We start from the raw sequence: 15,693 nt of genomic DNA on the forward strand, positions 1-15,693 counted from the left end.
TAGTTATCCCATAAAATGCTTGGGCTGACAACTTGGATATAAGGCAAATTAGGCATGAACAGGTTAAGGCCGGTTTTAATATTCTTTTTAAAACGACCTTGAGTAATTTCATTTAAATGGATGGAAGGTAGTTTTAAGCGTTTTTTATTTATGCTAAAACAGCCAGATAAACCGAGTAAAAACTTACTCAAATTTTAATATAAAATATTAAATATATTGTAGTGGAATGAATTAAATAATAACAATAGATCATTCATTTTTAAAAGTAGACTTTATATAGTTTCTTGCTTTTAAATAGAATTTATCTGAAAACTACAGTTAAATTATTAGAATCTTAGCTCATTAATTAAGCCCTAACTATATTTCGATACATAGTTTCTTGTGATTAAAATATGGTCAATATTAGGCAAAAAACTATAATATTTGTTTATTTATGTAATAAATTTACGATATATTGTACAAAATATTTCAATTATTATACACAATATGCATATTGAAACCATATTGCTTTATTCGTAGAATGCAGAAATTTTCATCTTTAGTTTATTTTTTTATTAAATGGGGTTGTTATGCATCATATTTTAAAAGGGACTTTAATTTCTGCGCTATTTTCTGTGTCGGTCACTTCACAGGCAGCAGTATTTAGTAGTTATAATGAAGAAGGTAGTTTTTTCCGCAGTCATTTGAATAGCGCTTTATCTGAAAACCTCATTACTCAGTTTAAGGACAAAGCTGATTCAAAGGATGGAGTTTTATATTTACTTGAACAAGCCCGCTTATTACAAGTCAACCATCAATATGAAGAAAGCCGAGATTATTATAAGCAAGCCTTTACGCTGTTAGAAAAACAAAAAAATCGGGCCAAAATTAGTGTGTCCCGAATGGGGTTTAAGGCCCTTGCCATGGTCAGCAATGACTCTGTAGTGCCTTATCTGGTACCAGCACATGAGCAGGTGCTGGCGCATATTTCCCAAGCTAAAAACTATATTTTCTTAAAGGATCTGGAAGCTGCTGCGGTAGAAATGCGCGTGGCTCAGGGCCTCCAGCGTGAAATCGAATTGTTGCACCAAAAAGAACTAGAAAAGAAAAAAGACAAAGTAGCTAAAAACACGGAAGCAGAGAAGAATCTAAGTGTGCTGGATGAAGCTTTTGTCGGTCTGGACCCCATAGCCGGCAAGATTAAGAACAGCTATCAGAATGCCTACGCTTTTTATATGGCAGCCAATTTATGGGAAACCTTGGGTGAATACAATGATGCCTTGGTTGATTATAAGAAAGCTTATGAGTTACAACCAGATAAGCAAATTTCCGAAGACGTGAAACGCCTGGATCAACTGGTCACACAGCATAAGAAGGGTAGTGTTCCGGTGATTGTATTTATCGAACAGGGAATTGTACCGCAAAAGGTGGAAAATAAAATTGATGTCCCTACACCGGGCGGTTTAATCAATATTGCTTTTGCGACCTATGAACCAAGTACCTATGTGATACCAACTAGCCTGAAAGTGAAAGTCAATAATAAAGCTTTACAAGACAGTTATGTGATTAGTGATATTGGTGCTTTGGCCGTCAAGGACCTCAAAGAAAAAATTATGGCGAATGTGAGCAGTCAGGTGCTGCGCGCCACTGCAAAATATGCCGCACAAAAAGAACTTGGTAACCAGTTTGGTGTGTTTGGTCAACTTGCCGGTAACGTCTTAAATATGGCGACTGAGCGTGCTGACTTGCGTGGCTGGAGTACCTTGCCGAGTAATGCCCAGATTGCGCGCTTAAATTTAACGCCGGGCAAACATAATTTACAACTTTCTAGCGGGAGTGTATCTAGCTCTCCGGTCACCCTAGATGTGAAAGCCAATCAAACAGTGTTTGTCTATGCCCATCATGTTAATGACAAAATTACGGCTAGTGTAAGCACCATTCCACATTAATCATAAATAAGGGAACAATATGAAACGTCAATTTAGCTTTGCTGTACTTGGTTTAGGGGCGCTGTTCATGGTGGGTTGTACCGCACCGAATGCCTTATCTACCCAAACCAATGCCAATAATGAAATGAGTATCCGCACCATTACCAATAATCCGGTATTAACTACGGAAGTCTTTGTGGAACGTGTGAATATGAGCTTGGTTGGTGATTTAAAGCGTGCTTCAATCGCGATCAAAAACCGCCGTTTTAACAATAAAGATTTTAGCTACAAGATTGTTTGGGTGGATGCACAAGGTGTGGAAGTTAATCCTGAAGGTGCCATCTGGAAGCCGATCCAGTTAACCGGACGTGAAACCAAAGGTGTGCAGTCCTTGGCGCCAAATCCATCTGCTGTTGATGTTGTTGTGTATTTGAAAAAATAAGAGAGACTTGAAATGAACGCAAAATTGATTTTCGCCGCATTGGCAACTACGACACTGCTTAGTGGCTGTGCCTCTACTGGTTCAGTAAGTTATGGTGATGCCCAAGCAGTCGAAACCTTAACCACAGACTTTGGTTCAACTGACTTGCAAATGATTGCAGCCAAAATGGTGGATGACATGTTGATGTTCCCGCCAGTGGTGCAAATGACCCAAAACCGCCGTCCGGTCATTGTCCTTGATCGGATTCATAACAAAACCCAGGAACATATCGATACCGAATCGATTACTGACAGTATTCAGAACAAACTAATCAATTCTGGAAAATTTCGTTTTGTTGATATGAAATCGGTGAATGCGGTGGCACAGCAGTTAGCTTATCAAAAGCAAAGCGGTATGGTGAACCAGTCAACAGCAGTACGTGCCGGTGGTCATATTGGTGCCGAATTTATGCTAAATGGCAACTTGTCGAGTATTGTGAAGAATGCCGGTGGCAAGAGTGATGTGTATTACAAGTTCACTTTTAAATTGCAAAACCTGCAAACTGGTATCGTAGAGTGGACTGGCGAGAAAGAAATCCGTAAGGCAGGCAAACGCTCGACTTTTGGTCTGTAATTTCAATGAAGGTCACTGTGCTTTTGGCACAGTGACTGTAGAAGAATATAATATGAAAAAAATATTACTTGCAGGCCTGTTGTCTGGATTGTTGAGCGCTCCGGCCTTTGCAGCCATTAAAGAAGTGGTTAAAGAAGCCAGTGGAAGTGGTCCAACTCAACACCAGGCGATTTCTGAAGCCTTATTAATTGCTGTGCAATCGGTAAATGGTGCTTCAGTTTCTTCCCAAATGAATTATGAAGAGACTGTTTCTGTATCGGTGAATAATCAGGGCTGGAGTTATAACGGTAAAGTTTCACCAGTTTTTAGTGTGGCAAATCAAGGTTCAGGTTCAGTGACCAAGTTTCAGGTGCTGAGTGTGACGGGTGCAAAAAATAATTACCGTGCCAAAGTTCGCGCACATGTGGTGAAGTTTGAATCGACTGTACAAGACCAGCATTTGCGCAGGATTGCAGTATTGCCATTCCAGATGGCCGAGAAAAATAACCGACTGGCCAATGACACATCTGCCTATGAGTTTAGTCAGGAATTATCCGATACTTTAGGAAATTATCTGGCTCAAAGCGGACAGTTGAGTGTGGTAGATCGTCATTATCTGGATGAAATGCAGTCTGAAAATGCATTCCTGTATTGGGATGGTGCACCGCATGAGCTGGCGCGTATCGGTCAGAAAGTTGGAGCAGACTATTTACTGGTGGGACGAATTAATGATCTGTCTAGTGCCAGCCATCAGCAAATGTATGGTTTGAATGCCGGCGCTGAACAAGTGCGTTTAAGCTGGCGTGTCATTGAAGCCAATACCAGTAAAGTGGTAGCAGCGGGCACTTTCAATCGAACTCTGTCTAATTTAATGACACAGAATATTCTGACCAATAGTTTAAATGACAGTACGGCGGATAAAATTGCTCAGGGCTTAAACCCGGAAATTTTACAGGGCTTAAAATTACAGCCTGTACAGTCGCAGACTGGTCAATCTTATGATTCATCACCGGGCTATGAAATGACGCCAGGTTCAAGCGATCAACCTGTAAAATGGTAAGTTAATATTAGTTCGAATGATTTTTAACACATAAAGAATCTCTGACCTAAATGCAGGGATTTTTTATGTGTCGCTTTACAAGTAGCTCAAGCCTGCTGAAATTTTAGCTGACGTAACTGGCGGGCATGTTGCAAGGTGGTTTCACTAATCTCCACACCACCTGTCATTCGAGCAAGCTCCTGAATAATTTCATTTTCTTCAAGGTTAATAATTGTGCTGCTGGCAGGATCAGTCTGCTGTTTTTTCACCAGTAGGTGCTGATCAGATTGTGCTGCAACCTGCGCCTGATGAGTAATACACAGAATCTGTACATGTTGGGCCAGATCGGCCAGTAAACGCCCGACAATTTCTGCCGTACCGCCACTGATCCCGACATCAATTTCGTCAAAGACCAGTACTTCGGCTTCAGTTTTTTCCGCATTCATCACCTGCATCACCAGCGCAATACGCGAGAGCTCACCACCTGATGCAACCCGAGCCAGTGGCTGTGCCGGAATGCCTTTATTGGCAGTAAACAGCAATTGAATAAAGCTGAGACCTTCACTAGATGGATGTTCCAAAGGCTCAAACTTAAACTCAAAATGTGCTTCAGGCAGTGCCAGTTGTTTGACCTGCTCAGTGAGCTGCTTGGCCAACGGTACTGCGGCTTCACGGCGAATCTGATCCAGATGTTGGGCTTTATCCAGAAACTCCTGATAAGACACTGCTACCTGCTCAGCGAGTGTTTCCGGATCTTCCAGTTGATGTAACTGTTCCAGTTCAGTTTGCCAGGCTTCATATTCTTCTTTGAGCAATTCCGGCTGGGTACGATATTTACGTGCCAGACGATGGAAGATTTCCAAAGTTGAATTCAATACTTCCATACGTTCCGGATCAAAACTTTGCCGATCCATGAACTGGCGTAAATTCGCTGCTGCATCTTCAAGTTCGCTTTGGGCATTCAGCAGGGAAGTATAAATCCCGGAGAGCTGCTCACTGCGTCCGGCATGCGATTCGACCCGACGCATAATTGATGCCAGTTCCTGAGTGATATTCTGTTCAGCTTCATCCAGCACATTCAGACTATAGACACAGTCCTGCATGATGGCTTCATGATGCGAGAGCCGATCAAATTCCTGCTCAATTTCCGGATAATCCGTCTGAACAATTTCTTCTAGTTCTTCGATTTGCAGCTCAAGGGTTTCCAGACGCTGCTTGCGTGTCGCTTGTGCATCCAAAGCTGCTTGATGCTGGCGGATATTTTTTTGCCAAGTGCTATAGGCATCACGTACTTCTTGGGCCGGCGCATAAAAATGATAATAACGATCCAGCCAGTGCTTCGGATAAGGGGGTTCTAATAATTGTTGCTGGCTATGCTGGCTATAGAGTTGTACCAGCAGACGTCCAATTTCTTTCAGTTCAGACAGACTGCTCGGACGTCCATTAATCCATGCCTTGCTACGGCCGGTGGCAAAAATCACCCGGCGTAAATGAATTTCACCTGACTCATCATCCAGTTCATGTTCTTTTAACCAGGCGGCTTCAGGACTGTGTTCCTGATAACTAAAACTGGCGGTGACATCCGCCTTTTCCGTACCATAACGCACATAATTAGTATCGGTTCGCTCACCCAAACAGGCAGACAATGCATCCAGTAAGAGGGATTTACCTGCACCGGTTTCACCGGTTAAAACGTTAAAACCTTTATCAATATCAATAGCAAGATGTTCAGCTAAAGCAAAATTGATCAGAGTTAAATGTGTCAGCATAAACGCATCCGGGCTGCGAAAAGTTTGATTGAAATAGCCTGATGTTGGATTGGGGTCACAACATGGCTGTGATTATTATAAATCAGGACGAATCAATTTCATTCTATCTTAAATTTTAACGATTCATATATGCTTATTTCACTGTATTTTCGCAAGAAGCTGACTCAGAAGTCCGTTAATTCACTGCTGATTTTCATATTTTTGACATCCCCAATCTTTAAATTAATGACTCAATTCAGCTTATTTCAAAAGAGAATGCACAAATCGAAACTGAAGTTCATCTACCAGCAAAATACAGGCCAAAACATCCTACAAATAGAAGGGATTCAGCGATACAGAATATTTTATCGGCGTCGATAAACTTCGATTGATTAGTTGAGGGTGCACATTTAAACTACAGCAATCAAAATATTACAAAATGCTTTATCTGGAGAAATCGCATGTCAGCTCAGTTTGATCATGTATCTGTACTTAAAAAATCTAATGTATATTTCGGCGGGTTGTGTATTAGTCACATTGTACAATTTGAAGATGGGACCAAGAAAACTTTGGGTGTCATTCTGCCATCAGAAAATGCTTTGACCTTTGAAACACATGTTCCTGAGCGCATGGAAATTGTTTCAGGTGAATGCCGTGTGCAGATTGGCGATAGTGAAGAAAGTGAGTTGTTCCGTGCCGGTCAGTCTTTCTATGTGCCGGGCAATAGCCGTTTTAAAATCGAAACCGATGATGTGCTGGACTATGTCTGCCATTTTGAAGGTTAAGTCCAGATTCAAGATCAGTGCAAACCGGGCAAGAAATTTCAGTGCGAATCGGTTAAACTAATCATTCTATAGAAATCCTGTGAAGTCAGCTTTACGGGATTTTTCTTTTGTATATACAACTAATCTAGAGGTCGTTCATGGCAAAACCTGAATATTTTTATGGCGTACATTCAGTGGAGTCATTGTTAGAGCTTGAGCCTGAACGTGTCTTGACATTATTCACTCTCAAAGGACGCGATGATCAGCGTTTAAAGCGTGTACTGGAACTGGCTGAACCGTTTGGGATAAGTGTACAGCAAGCCAGCCGTGACAAACTGGAGAAACTGGCCGGGCAACCCTTTCATCAAGGTGTGGTCGCTGCGGTACGTGCACATCCGACCCTGAATGAAAAAGATCTTGAGTCATTATTGAGCGCAAACCCTCAAGCGTTATTATTGGCTCTGGATCATATTACCGATCCGCATAATCTCGGTGCCTGTATCCGTACAGCCGCTGCAATGGGCGTTGAGGCAGTGATTGCGCCACGTGATCGTTCTGCAACTTTAACCCCGACAGCACGTAAAGTGGCTGCTGGTGGTGCGGACAAAGTCAAATTCATTCAGGTGACCAATCTGGCGCGTACTTTGGGTCAAATCAAAGAAGATTTTAATGTTCGTGTGGTTGGTACCATGCTGGATGAAAAAGCGCTGCCGATTCAGAATTTTGATTTTACCGGTACCGGGGTTTGTGTGGTGATGGGTGCGGAAGATACCGGCCTACGTCCAATTACCCAAAGCCAATGTGATCAGACCGTGTATATCCCGATGGCAGGTAATCTGCAAAGTCTGAATGTCAGTGTGGCTACAGGTATGGCACTGTATGAAGCCTGCCGTCAGCGTAACCTTTAATTGATGATGGCATTGTCAGACCGTACCCAAGGCTATGTTTTTTTAGTTGTTACCATGTGCATCTGGGGCGGTTTTACCTTAACGGCCCGCCTGAATGCACTTTGGCAGATCAGTGCCTGGGATATTGTGGCCTTGCGTTTTTCTCTGGCCTTCCTGATTCTGATGCCGATCTTGCTCTATCGTAAAGAGGCCGCTTTTTTACTGAAAAAAGAGCCTTTTATTTTAGCGATGATTGGTGGGGTGATTTACTGCCTGTTTGCCTATAGCGCTTTTCACTACGCACCTACCGCCCATGCTGCAATTTTCTTGAATGGCTGTATTCCAATCTGTACCGCGATTATGGCTTTTTTTCTGATGGGGCAGGCTTTTGATAAACATACCTGGGCCAGCCTGATCATTATGATCGTAGTACTATGTCTCATGAGTATGCTGATGTATAGGGAAACTGGTGTGGCCTTTGGAGCAGGAGACGGACTGTTTTTTATTAGTGCTATACTTTGGGCGATTTTTACCGTTTTATTGCGTAAATATCAGCTAACTGCATGGCAGGCAATGTGTGGTGTCGCGATCTGGTCGGCAGTGGTTTATGTGCCGATTTATCTGCTATTTTTACCGAAAAACCTGAGTGTGCCTGAACCCGAGCATTTACTGTTTCAGACCATTTTTCACGGCATATTTGTGGTGATTATTGCTACTTTAAGTTATGTAGAAGCCATCAAGCGTCTTGGTGCATTTAAGGCAGGCAGTATTACCAATCTTGCACCTTTTATTGCGGCAATTCTGGCTGTACCTTTATTAAATGAAACTTTAAGTCTGGCCATGGTGTGTGGCCTGATGGGTATGGCAGTTGGGGCCTTACAGCCGTGGCGCTGGTTACAGCATCAGGACAGTCTAAGCCGAAAATTAGCAGAACAAAAAAAACAGTCTTAATCAGACTGTTTTTTTTATGCTTCAGCTGGCTGCCATGTTTAAATATTTTTGATGTAATAGTCTGAGATGAGCATAGAGATGATCCAGATGACCATCATTTAGGACAATATCATCGGCCATGGTCTGCTTTTGTTCGCGGGACATTTGGGCAGCAATGATATTGCGAATTTGTTCGATATTCTGGCCGTCACGTTGTGAGGCCCGCTCAATTTGCAGTTCGATGGTGGCGTCAATCAGTAAGGTATGCTGGGTGAGTTCGTGCTGATTGGTCTCAAATAGTAGTGGTGAAACCAGAATGGCATAGGGACTTTGCGCAGCATGTAGTTGCTGGATAATGGAAGTACGAATTGCCGGATGGGTAATACTTTCCAGAGTTTTGCGTGCTTCAGGAGACTGGAAGATATATTCACGCAGGGCACGACGATTCAGTGAGCCATCGGCAAGCAGTACCCAATCGCCAAAAGCCTGCTGAATCTGGGTAAGTGCAGGCTGCCCAATTTCGACCACTTCACGCGCTACCACATCGGCATCGACTACCGTGATCCCTTGTGCTTCAAACCACTGACTGGCAGCAGACTTGCCACTGCCAATCCCACCAGTTAAACCGAGTACAAATTTCAATTTATTGACCTAAATACACTTTCATAATTTGTTCACCCCAAAGGAAAGCGATCCAGCCGGCAATCGCAATATAAGGACCAAAAGCAAAAGGCTGATTTTCCTTGCGGACTTTTAGCAGGATGATGCCAATAATCGCACCTACCAGGGAAGACAGCAGCACAATTAAAGGCAGTAATAATGGACCCATCCAGGCACCCAAAGCGGCTAGCAATTTAAAATCGCCATAACCCATGCCTTCCTTGCCGGTAATGATTTTAAACAGGTAATACACCACCCATAGACACAGAAAACCAATGATATACCCCCAAATGGCAGAGCTTGGGGAGGTATAGAGTGCATAACTATTTACCCCCAAACCTAGTGCAGCCAGGGGCAGGGTATAACGGTCCGGTAATAACTGGGTATCAAAATCAATAAAGGTTAGCGCAATCAGCACATAAGTCAGGATCAGGCCAAACAGCATTTGCATTGTCGGGCCAAATACTGCGACGACAAGCAGTGCACAAACTGCCGTCAGAATTTCAACAAATGGATAGCGGATACTGATGGGATTCTGGCAGTTGCTACATTTTCCGCGCAGGACCAGCCAGCTGATAACGGGAATATTCTGGTACCAGCGGATTGGCTGATGACATTTAGGACAAGTCGAAGCGGGTTTGCTTAAACTTAATTTAGTTTTATCAATCACCGGCTGTTCCGGATGCAAGAACATCTGACAATCGGTACGCCATTCCTGTTCCATCATCTTGGGCGTACGGTAAATCACTACATTCAGAAAGCTGCCGATACATAAACTAAAAAGCCCAACTGCGATATACAGCGCCGTTGGGTTTTGAATAAAATATTGAATAAGATCTTGCATTAAACCACAGAACCCATTTGGAAAATTGGAAGGTACATGGCGATCACTAGACCACCGACAAGCACACCAAGAACAGCCATAATTAACGGCTCCATCATCGAAGTTAAGCCGTCAACTGCATTGTCGACTTCATTTTCATAATGCGTGGCTACTTTGTCCAGCATGGCATCTAGCGCACCTGACTCTTCACCAATTGCGACCATTTGGATAGCCATGGAAGGAAACTTGTTGGTGACCCGCATAGCAAACTGCAGCTGTTGGCCTGTGGCAACATCTTCACGAATTTTCATCACAGCATCTTCATATACGACGTTATTGGTTGCGCCCGCAGTAGATTCCAATGCATCAATCAAGGGCACACCAGCTGCAAAAGTGGTGGCCAAAGTACGGCTATAACGGGCAATAATTGCTTTATACACCAGATCCCCGAAAATCGGTGCTTTGAGTGCGGCCTTATCCAGAAAATCACGGAATTTTTTACTACGTTTCTTGGCTTCAAGAAAAGCGGTAATCAAAGCGCCAATGGCAATAATCAGCAGGAACCAATATTTTTGCATCCATTCCGACATATTGACTACCATTTTGGTGAAAGCAGGCAGGTCGGCGCCAAATGAAGAGAATAAGTCCTGGAAAACCGGTACCACTTTAACCATCAAGATAATGGTAACAATCAGGGCGACCACAACCACCGCAGCCGGATACTTCATGGCTTTTTTGATTTTTTGCTTGAGCAGTTCGCTTTTTTCTTTATAGATTGCGACCCGATCCAGCATGGTTTCTAGCGCACCGGATTGTTCACCAGATTCGACCAGTGAACAGAACAGGTTGTCGAAATATTGTGGGTATTTGCGCAGTGCACCGGCAAAGGTATTACCGCCTTCTACTTCACCTTTAATTCCCAGTACAACTTCACGCATCGCTGGATTTTCCAGACCTTCTGCGACAATTTCAAAGCCTTGCACCAGTGGCACACCGGCTTTCATCATGGTCGCCAACTGTCGGGTAAAAATCGTAATATCTAGTGTACTAACACGTTTTTTCATCAAGCCTTCGAGAATATTTTTTTTCTTTTCCCGAATGGTCTTGATGCTGATGCCTTGTTTTCGCAGGGTGACCTTGGCCAAAGCCATATTTTTTGCTGGCAATTCCCCCTTGATCTTTGCCCCCTTACGATCAATTCCTTCATAGCTGAAGATCGGCATCATCTGGCCTTTCTTTACTGCTGCCATACCTTTATCCTTATTTTAGATCAGCATCCGATCATTCGCTGGTGACACGATTGACTTCCTGTAAAGAAGTCACCCCCTGCATCACCTTGATTAAACCTGACCGGCGTAAATTGTTAAAACCTGCACGTGCGGAAGCATCGGCAATTTCAAGTGCATTACCGTCCTCCATAATAATTCTGGAAATTTCGGGCGTTACTTTCATAACTTCATAAATACCGACACGACCTTTATAGCCTTCGCGACACTCATTGCAGCCCACCGGTTCATAAATTTGGAACTCAGGTTGCTGCAAGTCGGTTTCGGTAAAACCCATCTCCAGTAAGCTTTGTTGCGGAATATCGGCAGGTTTCTTGCATTGCGAACACAGGCGACGTGCCAACCGTTGTGCAATGACTAGGTTCACCGAAGTGGCAATATTGAAAGAAGGCACCCCCATATTGCGTAAACGGGTCAAAGTCTCAGGCGCACTATTGGTATGCAGCGTCGACATCACCATATGACCGGTCTGCGCAGCTTTAATCGCAATCTCGGCAGTTTCCAGATCCCGGATCTCACCGACCATGACGATATCCGGGTCTTGACGTAAGAAGGACTTCAGTGCGGCAGAGAAGGTCAGGCCAACTTTATTATTAACGTTGACCTGATTAATCCCTTGCAAGTTAATCTCGACCGGATCTTCCGCTGTGGAAATATTGGTATCTTCACGATTCAGGATATTCAAACCGGTATAAAGTGAAACGGTTTTACCGGAACCCGTCGGGCCGGTAATTAGCAGCATCCCTTGTGGTTTGTCCAGTGCCTGCATAAACAGTTCTTTTTGTTCCGGTTCATAACCCAATGCATCAATCCCCAGCATCGCACTGGATGGATCCAGAATACGCAGTACCAGCTTCTCACCAAACAGTGTAGGGAGAGAGTTGACACGGAAATCAATGGCTTTGTTTTTGGATAATTTTAGTTTAATTCGACCATCTTGTGGTACACGTTTTTCTGAAATGTCCATTTGTGACATAACTTTAAGACGTGAAGACAAACGATTTGCCAGCTGTAGTGGTGGTGTTGCAATCTGGCGTAATACCCCATCGACCCGATAACGTACCCGATAGATTTTTTCATAAGGTTCAAAGTGTAGATCCGAAGCACCCATACGAATCGCATCGATGAGTAACTTATTTATATATTTGACAATTGGTGCTTCATCACCTTTATTGCTTTCATCATCTTCTTTATTCGGATCGGTGGATTCAACATCAACATCCAGATCAAAGTCTTCATCAAACTCAAACGTGCTTTCTTCAGTAAAATTCTGCTCGATCAGTTTTTCAAGTTTATTGTGTTCAACAATAATCGTTTCAATATTGAGTTTGGTGGAAAAACGGACTGCATCAATTGCTTCGATATTGGTGGGGTTACTGATCGCAACATATAAAATACTGGAATTTTTAAAAATCGGCAGGATGCGATGCTTGGTAATCAGCTTTTCATCAATCACATCCCGCAAAATTTGGGCAGGATCATAGGCACTGATATCAAACAGTGGTTCGCCAAATTCAACTGAAATCGTTTCAGCAATGACGGTCGGGGAAAGTTGCTGCTGGTTAATTAACTCAGCCACGATATCGATTTTTTCTTGCTTGGCATGCGCCAACGCACTGCGCATATCTTCAGCCGAGATGACGCCTTCCTCGACCAAACGACGAATAAATCCGGTAAATCTTGGCGACCCCTGTAATGCTGTCATGCTATAAATGCCTACTCATCAAATTCTTTTAATTGCTATATTAAAATTATACGTTTGTTACGTAAAAATACCATAGCCAAGAGTGCTGCTCGCTTCCTCATCTCCAGTAAAAGCATGAACTGGTTAGAAGAAGTCCTCATTTTTTTAAGTGATAACAAAAAATAACCATTTTGGATAGTCTAAACTGAGAATGAGTGATAAGAAAACTATTCTTTTAATTTTCCAATTCCGTGTAGAATGTGCCCAATTCAAAATATGTAAATGAAATAGGTTAATTATGTCGGTTTCGACGATTACCCCTTGGGTGATAGGTAACTGGAAAATGAATCCAGTGCAGGCAGAGGCATTGAGCTTGGTACGTGATATTAAGAATTTGCTGGAGACTGCACCAATTGCCGAAGATCAATGTCATTTAGGTGTGGCACCGATTGCGGTTGCCTTAAGCCAGATTCAGGCAGAGCTATCATCTGCGGTTCGTCCAATTTATACCGTAGCACAAGATGTTTCACGTATTTCAGGAATGGGCGCTTACACCGGTGAAGTTAGTGCTGAATTGCTGGCCGACAGTCAAATCCAGTATGTACTGGTGGGTCATTCTGAACGCCGTGAAATATTTGCAGAAAATGCTGATATTTTAAATGCTAAAATCAAGAATGCTTTAAGTGCTGGTTTGACGGTAATTTATTGTATCGGTGAAAGCCTGGAACAACGTGAAGCAGGGCAGGCAGAAGCTGTAGTATTGCAACAAATTTGTGATATCGCTGCTGTGGTTGAAGCCGAACAATGGAAAAATATCGTGATTGCCTATGAGCCGATCTGGGCGATTGGTACAGGTAAAACAGCTTCTCCTGAAGATGCGCAGGCCATGCATGCACAAATCCGTCAAGGTTTAAGCCAGATTACGGGCTATGGCGAGAGTATGGCGATTTTATATGGTGGTAGTGTCAAGCCGGAAAATGCAGTAGAGTTAGCAGCCTGCCCAGATATCAATGGGGCATTGGTCGGTGGTGCATCACTCAATGCTGAGTCGTTCCATAAAATTGCTCATGCATTTGCAAATACACAATAATTAGGAGTTCAGCATGCAAACTTTTGTGCTGGTAGTACATATTATCTTAGCTGTTTTGATGATTGTCTTGATTTTGGTTCAGCATGGTAAAGGTGCAGATGCTGGTGCCTCTTTCGGCGGCGGTGGTGCAGCGACAGTATTTGGAGCTTCAGGTTCGGGTAATTTCATGACCCGTTTAACTGCGATTTTTACTGCACTGTTCTTCGTGACCAGTCTGACTTTGGCGATTTTGGCCAAGCAACAAACCTCGAATGCCTATAGTTTGGGATCTGTTCAGTCTGCGCCGACCGTACCTGTGCAATCGAATGAAACTTCACCAACTGCACCAGAAACGACCGAATAGTTTTAATTAATCCTTTCTTTTTTTCAGTGATGCGACTAGAATGCGTCACAGCTGCGGTGGTGGTGGAATTGGTAGACACGCTACCTTGAGGTGGTAGTGCTTTCGGGCGTGGGGGTTCAAGTCCCCCCTTCCGCACCAACTTATAATCCAGAAATTTAAGTTGGTGTATGCAGCTGAAAAACTTCTATTGATGCGGGATGGAGCAGTCTGGTAGCTCGTCGGGCTCATAACCCGAAGGTCGTTGGTTCAAATCCAGCTCCCGCTACCAATCAATCCTTTTTAAAGACGCAAACTTTCAAGAGGCAGCTTAAACCAGTATTAAGCTGAGAAATATAATTTGCATGTTGTTGCGGGATGGAGCAGTCTGGTAGCTCGTCGGGCTCATAACCCGAAGGTCGTTGGTTCAAATCCAGCTCCCGCTACCAATCTTTTAAAGATGCAAACTTTAAAAGCAGCTTGGAATATTAAGCTGAAAGTTTTTTGTACGCTGATGCGGGATGGAGCAGTCTGGTAGCTCGTCGGGCTCATAACCCGAAGGTCGTTGGTTCAAATCCAGCTCCCGCTACCACTTTTTCAGCGACAGATGACAAATATGCAGAATGATGTGGTTTTGATTGAAAAGTTCTCATCTTTTGTATATAATTTTTGCACGTTGATGCGGGATGGAGCAGTCTGGTAGCTCGTCGGGCTCATAACCCGAAGGTCGTTGGTTCAAATCCAGCTCCCGCTACCAAGTTTCTAAAAAGAGGCTCACAACAAGGTGGGCCTTTTTGCACAGTGGGATTTGAAAAAATCTTAAATTGTGCATTAATTGGGGCGATTTACGCCCTTTTTTATTGGCTATCGTGTAGTGTCGACATTATTTGGTCAAATCTCCATGTTTCACTACTACTATAGTTTGTATTGGTTTGTAGTGGTCAAATAGATCATAAAATCGCACCAGATGACGAGAGTAAATGAAGCTATCAAATAAAACTCAAGCACTTCAGGACTTGATTGCACCAGCAGTTGAAGCCTGTAATGTAAACCTTTGGGGGATTGAATTCCTGCCACAGGGTAAATGTTCGTTATTACGTATCTACATCGACAAGCCAGTCGATGAGAGCGTTGCACCAGCAATCAATGAAGATGGTGAAGAAGAGCAGGGGCGTGGTATTGGCGTTCAGGATTGTGTGCGTGTCACGCAGCAAGTGGGCGCAATGCTGGATGTTCATGATCCGATCTCGGGTGAATATTCACTTGAAGTATCTTCGCCAGGCTGGGACCGTCCATTCTTCCAGCTCGAGCAGATGTCAGGCTATATCGGTCATACCGTAGCACTACGTTTGATCAGTGCGGTAGATAACCGTCGTAAATTCCAGGCCAAACTGGTTGCTGTCGATCTTGAAAATGAAATGATTCAAGTTGAAGTAGAAAAGCAACAGGTATTGGAGATCGACAGTCACAATATCGATAAAGCAAATTTGGTCTTCCAAGATTAATTGAATAAATAAAAATTT

Annotated in this window: 15 protein-coding genes and 5 tRNA genes; 15 read left to right on the plus strand and 5 right to left on the minus strand. The window is 43.3% G+C overall.

The genetic code is table 11. The features are described 5' to 3' along the window. Positions 1–569 precede the first annotated feature (569 nt). Genes MWG72_RS01770 through MWG72_RS01785 form a run of 4 tightly spaced genes read left to right on the plus strand, consistent with a single transcriptional unit; the run spans position 570 to position 4,000 of the window. Positions 570–1,928 carry a COG3014 family protein gene (locus MWG72_RS01770; RefSeq protein WP_034438391.1) on the plus strand — a complete coding sequence of 453 codons (1,359 nt, stop codon included), beginning with the start codon at positions 570–572 and terminating at the stop codon, positions 1,926–1,928. Between the two features lie 19 nt (positions 1,929–1,947). Beyond that, entirely contained in the window at positions 1,948–2,349 is a 402-nt protein-coding gene (locus MWG72_RS01775; protein WP_005248406.1) for a YcfL family putative periplasmic lipoprotein, read from the plus strand. 12 nt (positions 2,350–2,361) lie between these two features. Next, complete coding sequence (gene lpoB / locus MWG72_RS01780; protein ID WP_005108476.1) at positions 2,362–2,961, plus strand: penicillin-binding protein activator LpoB; 600 nt, start codon at positions 2,362–2,364, stop codon at positions 2,959–2,961. Positions 2,962–3,013: 52 nt separating this feature from the next. Then, the gene (locus MWG72_RS01785; protein WP_005108477.1) at positions 3,014–4,000 is read left to right on the plus strand and encodes a CsgG/HfaB family protein; all 987 of its coding nucleotides are present in this window, start codon (positions 3,014–3,016) and stop codon (positions 3,998–4,000) included. 86 nt (positions 4,001–4,086) lie between these two features. Here the strand turns inward: MWG72_RS01785 and recN are convergent, their stop codons facing one another. After that, positions 4,087–5,748 carry a DNA repair protein RecN gene (gene recN / locus MWG72_RS01790; RefSeq protein ID WP_247143107.1) on the minus strand — a complete coding sequence of 554 codons (1,662 nt, stop codon included), beginning with the start codon at positions 5,746–5,748 and terminating at the stop codon, positions 4,087–4,089. Positions 5,749–6,188: 440 nt separating this feature from the next. On the opposite strand from recN, the gene ppnP reads away from it, so the two are divergent. From ppnP to MWG72_RS01805, 3 genes are all read left to right on the plus strand, one after another. After that, entirely contained in the window at positions 6,189–6,512 is a 324-nt protein-coding gene (ppnP, locus tag MWG72_RS01795) for a pyrimidine/purine nucleoside phosphorylase (protein WP_004281089.1), read from the plus strand. Between the two features lie 137 nt (positions 6,513–6,649). Continuing rightward, complete coding sequence (gene rlmB / locus MWG72_RS01800) at positions 6,650–7,399, plus strand: 23S rRNA (guanosine(2251)-2'-O)-methyltransferase RlmB (RefSeq protein WP_005101440.1); 750 nt, start codon at positions 6,650–6,652, stop codon at positions 7,397–7,399. 6 nt (positions 7,400–7,405) lie between these two features. Continuing rightward, a complete protein-coding gene (locus tag MWG72_RS01805; protein ID WP_005108480.1) occupies positions 7,406–8,329 on the plus strand; it encodes a DMT family transporter in 924 nt (307 codons plus the stop codon). A gap of 21 nt (positions 8,330–8,350) precedes the next feature. Here MWG72_RS01805 and coaE read toward each other — a convergent pair whose 3' ends face one another. From coaE to pilB, 4 genes are read right to left on the minus strand one after another with little or no spacing between them, the layout of a single operon-like run. Further along, positions 8,351–8,950, minus strand: coding sequence for a dephospho-CoA kinase (gene coaE / locus MWG72_RS01810; RefSeq protein ID WP_064102364.1), 600 nt, complete (start codon positions 8,948–8,950; stop codon positions 8,351–8,353). Position 8,951: 1 nt separating this feature from the next. Further along, entirely contained in the window at positions 8,952–9,812 is an 861-nt protein-coding gene (locus tag MWG72_RS15500) for a prepilin peptidase (protein ID WP_276520244.1), read from the minus strand. After that, a complete protein-coding gene (locus tag MWG72_RS01825) occupies positions 9,812–11,041 on the minus strand; it encodes a type II secretion system F family protein (protein ID WP_247143108.1) in 1,230 nt (409 codons plus the stop codon). Before MWG72_RS01825 ends, MWG72_RS15500 begins: the two co-directional genes overlap by 1 nt. 31 nt (positions 11,042–11,072) lie before the next feature. Beyond that, the gene (gene pilB, locus MWG72_RS01830) at positions 11,073–12,782 is read right to left on the minus strand and encodes a type IV-A pilus assembly ATPase PilB (RefSeq protein ID WP_247143109.1); all 1,710 of its coding nucleotides are present in this window, start codon (positions 12,780–12,782) and stop codon (positions 11,073–11,075) included. A gap of 277 nt (positions 12,783–13,059) precedes the next feature. Between pilB and tpiA the strand changes: the two genes are divergently transcribed. The 8 genes from tpiA to rimP all read left to right on the plus strand — a co-directional run bounded on the left by tpiA (position 13,060) and on the right by rimP (position 15,675). Beyond that, entirely contained in the window at positions 13,060–13,851 is a 792-nt protein-coding gene (gene tpiA, locus MWG72_RS01835) for a triose-phosphate isomerase (protein ID WP_247143110.1), read from the plus strand. A gap of 13 nt (positions 13,852–13,864) precedes the next feature. Next, complete coding sequence (gene secG / locus MWG72_RS01840) at positions 13,865–14,194, plus strand: preprotein translocase subunit SecG (RefSeq protein WP_005248398.1); 330 nt, start codon at positions 13,865–13,867, stop codon at positions 14,192–14,194. Between the two features lie 53 nt (positions 14,195–14,247). Next, positions 14,248–14,332, plus strand: a tRNA-Leu gene (locus tag MWG72_RS01845). Between the two features lie 53 nt (positions 14,333–14,385). After that, positions 14,386–14,462, plus strand: a tRNA-Met gene (locus MWG72_RS01850). A gap of 80 nt (positions 14,463–14,542) precedes the next feature. Further along, positions 14,543–14,619: transfer RNA gene (locus MWG72_RS01855), tRNA-Met, on the plus strand. Positions 14,620–14,685: 66 nt separating this feature from the next. Further along, positions 14,686–14,762 (plus strand) — tRNA-Met (locus tag MWG72_RS01860). Between the two features lie 88 nt (positions 14,763–14,850). After that, positions 14,851–14,927: transfer RNA gene (locus MWG72_RS01865), tRNA-Met, on the plus strand. A gap of 223 nt (positions 14,928–15,150) precedes the next feature. Next, the gene (gene rimP / locus MWG72_RS01870) at positions 15,151–15,675 is read left to right on the plus strand and encodes a ribosome maturation factor RimP (protein WP_004281103.1); all 525 of its coding nucleotides are present in this window, start codon (positions 15,151–15,153) and stop codon (positions 15,673–15,675) included. Positions 15,676–15,693 lie beyond the last annotated feature (18 nt).

Origin of the sequence: Acinetobacter lwoffii (genome assembly GCF_022967985.1) — a bacterium.
Classification (GTDB): Bacteria; Pseudomonadota; Gammaproteobacteria; order Pseudomonadales; family Moraxellaceae; genus Acinetobacter.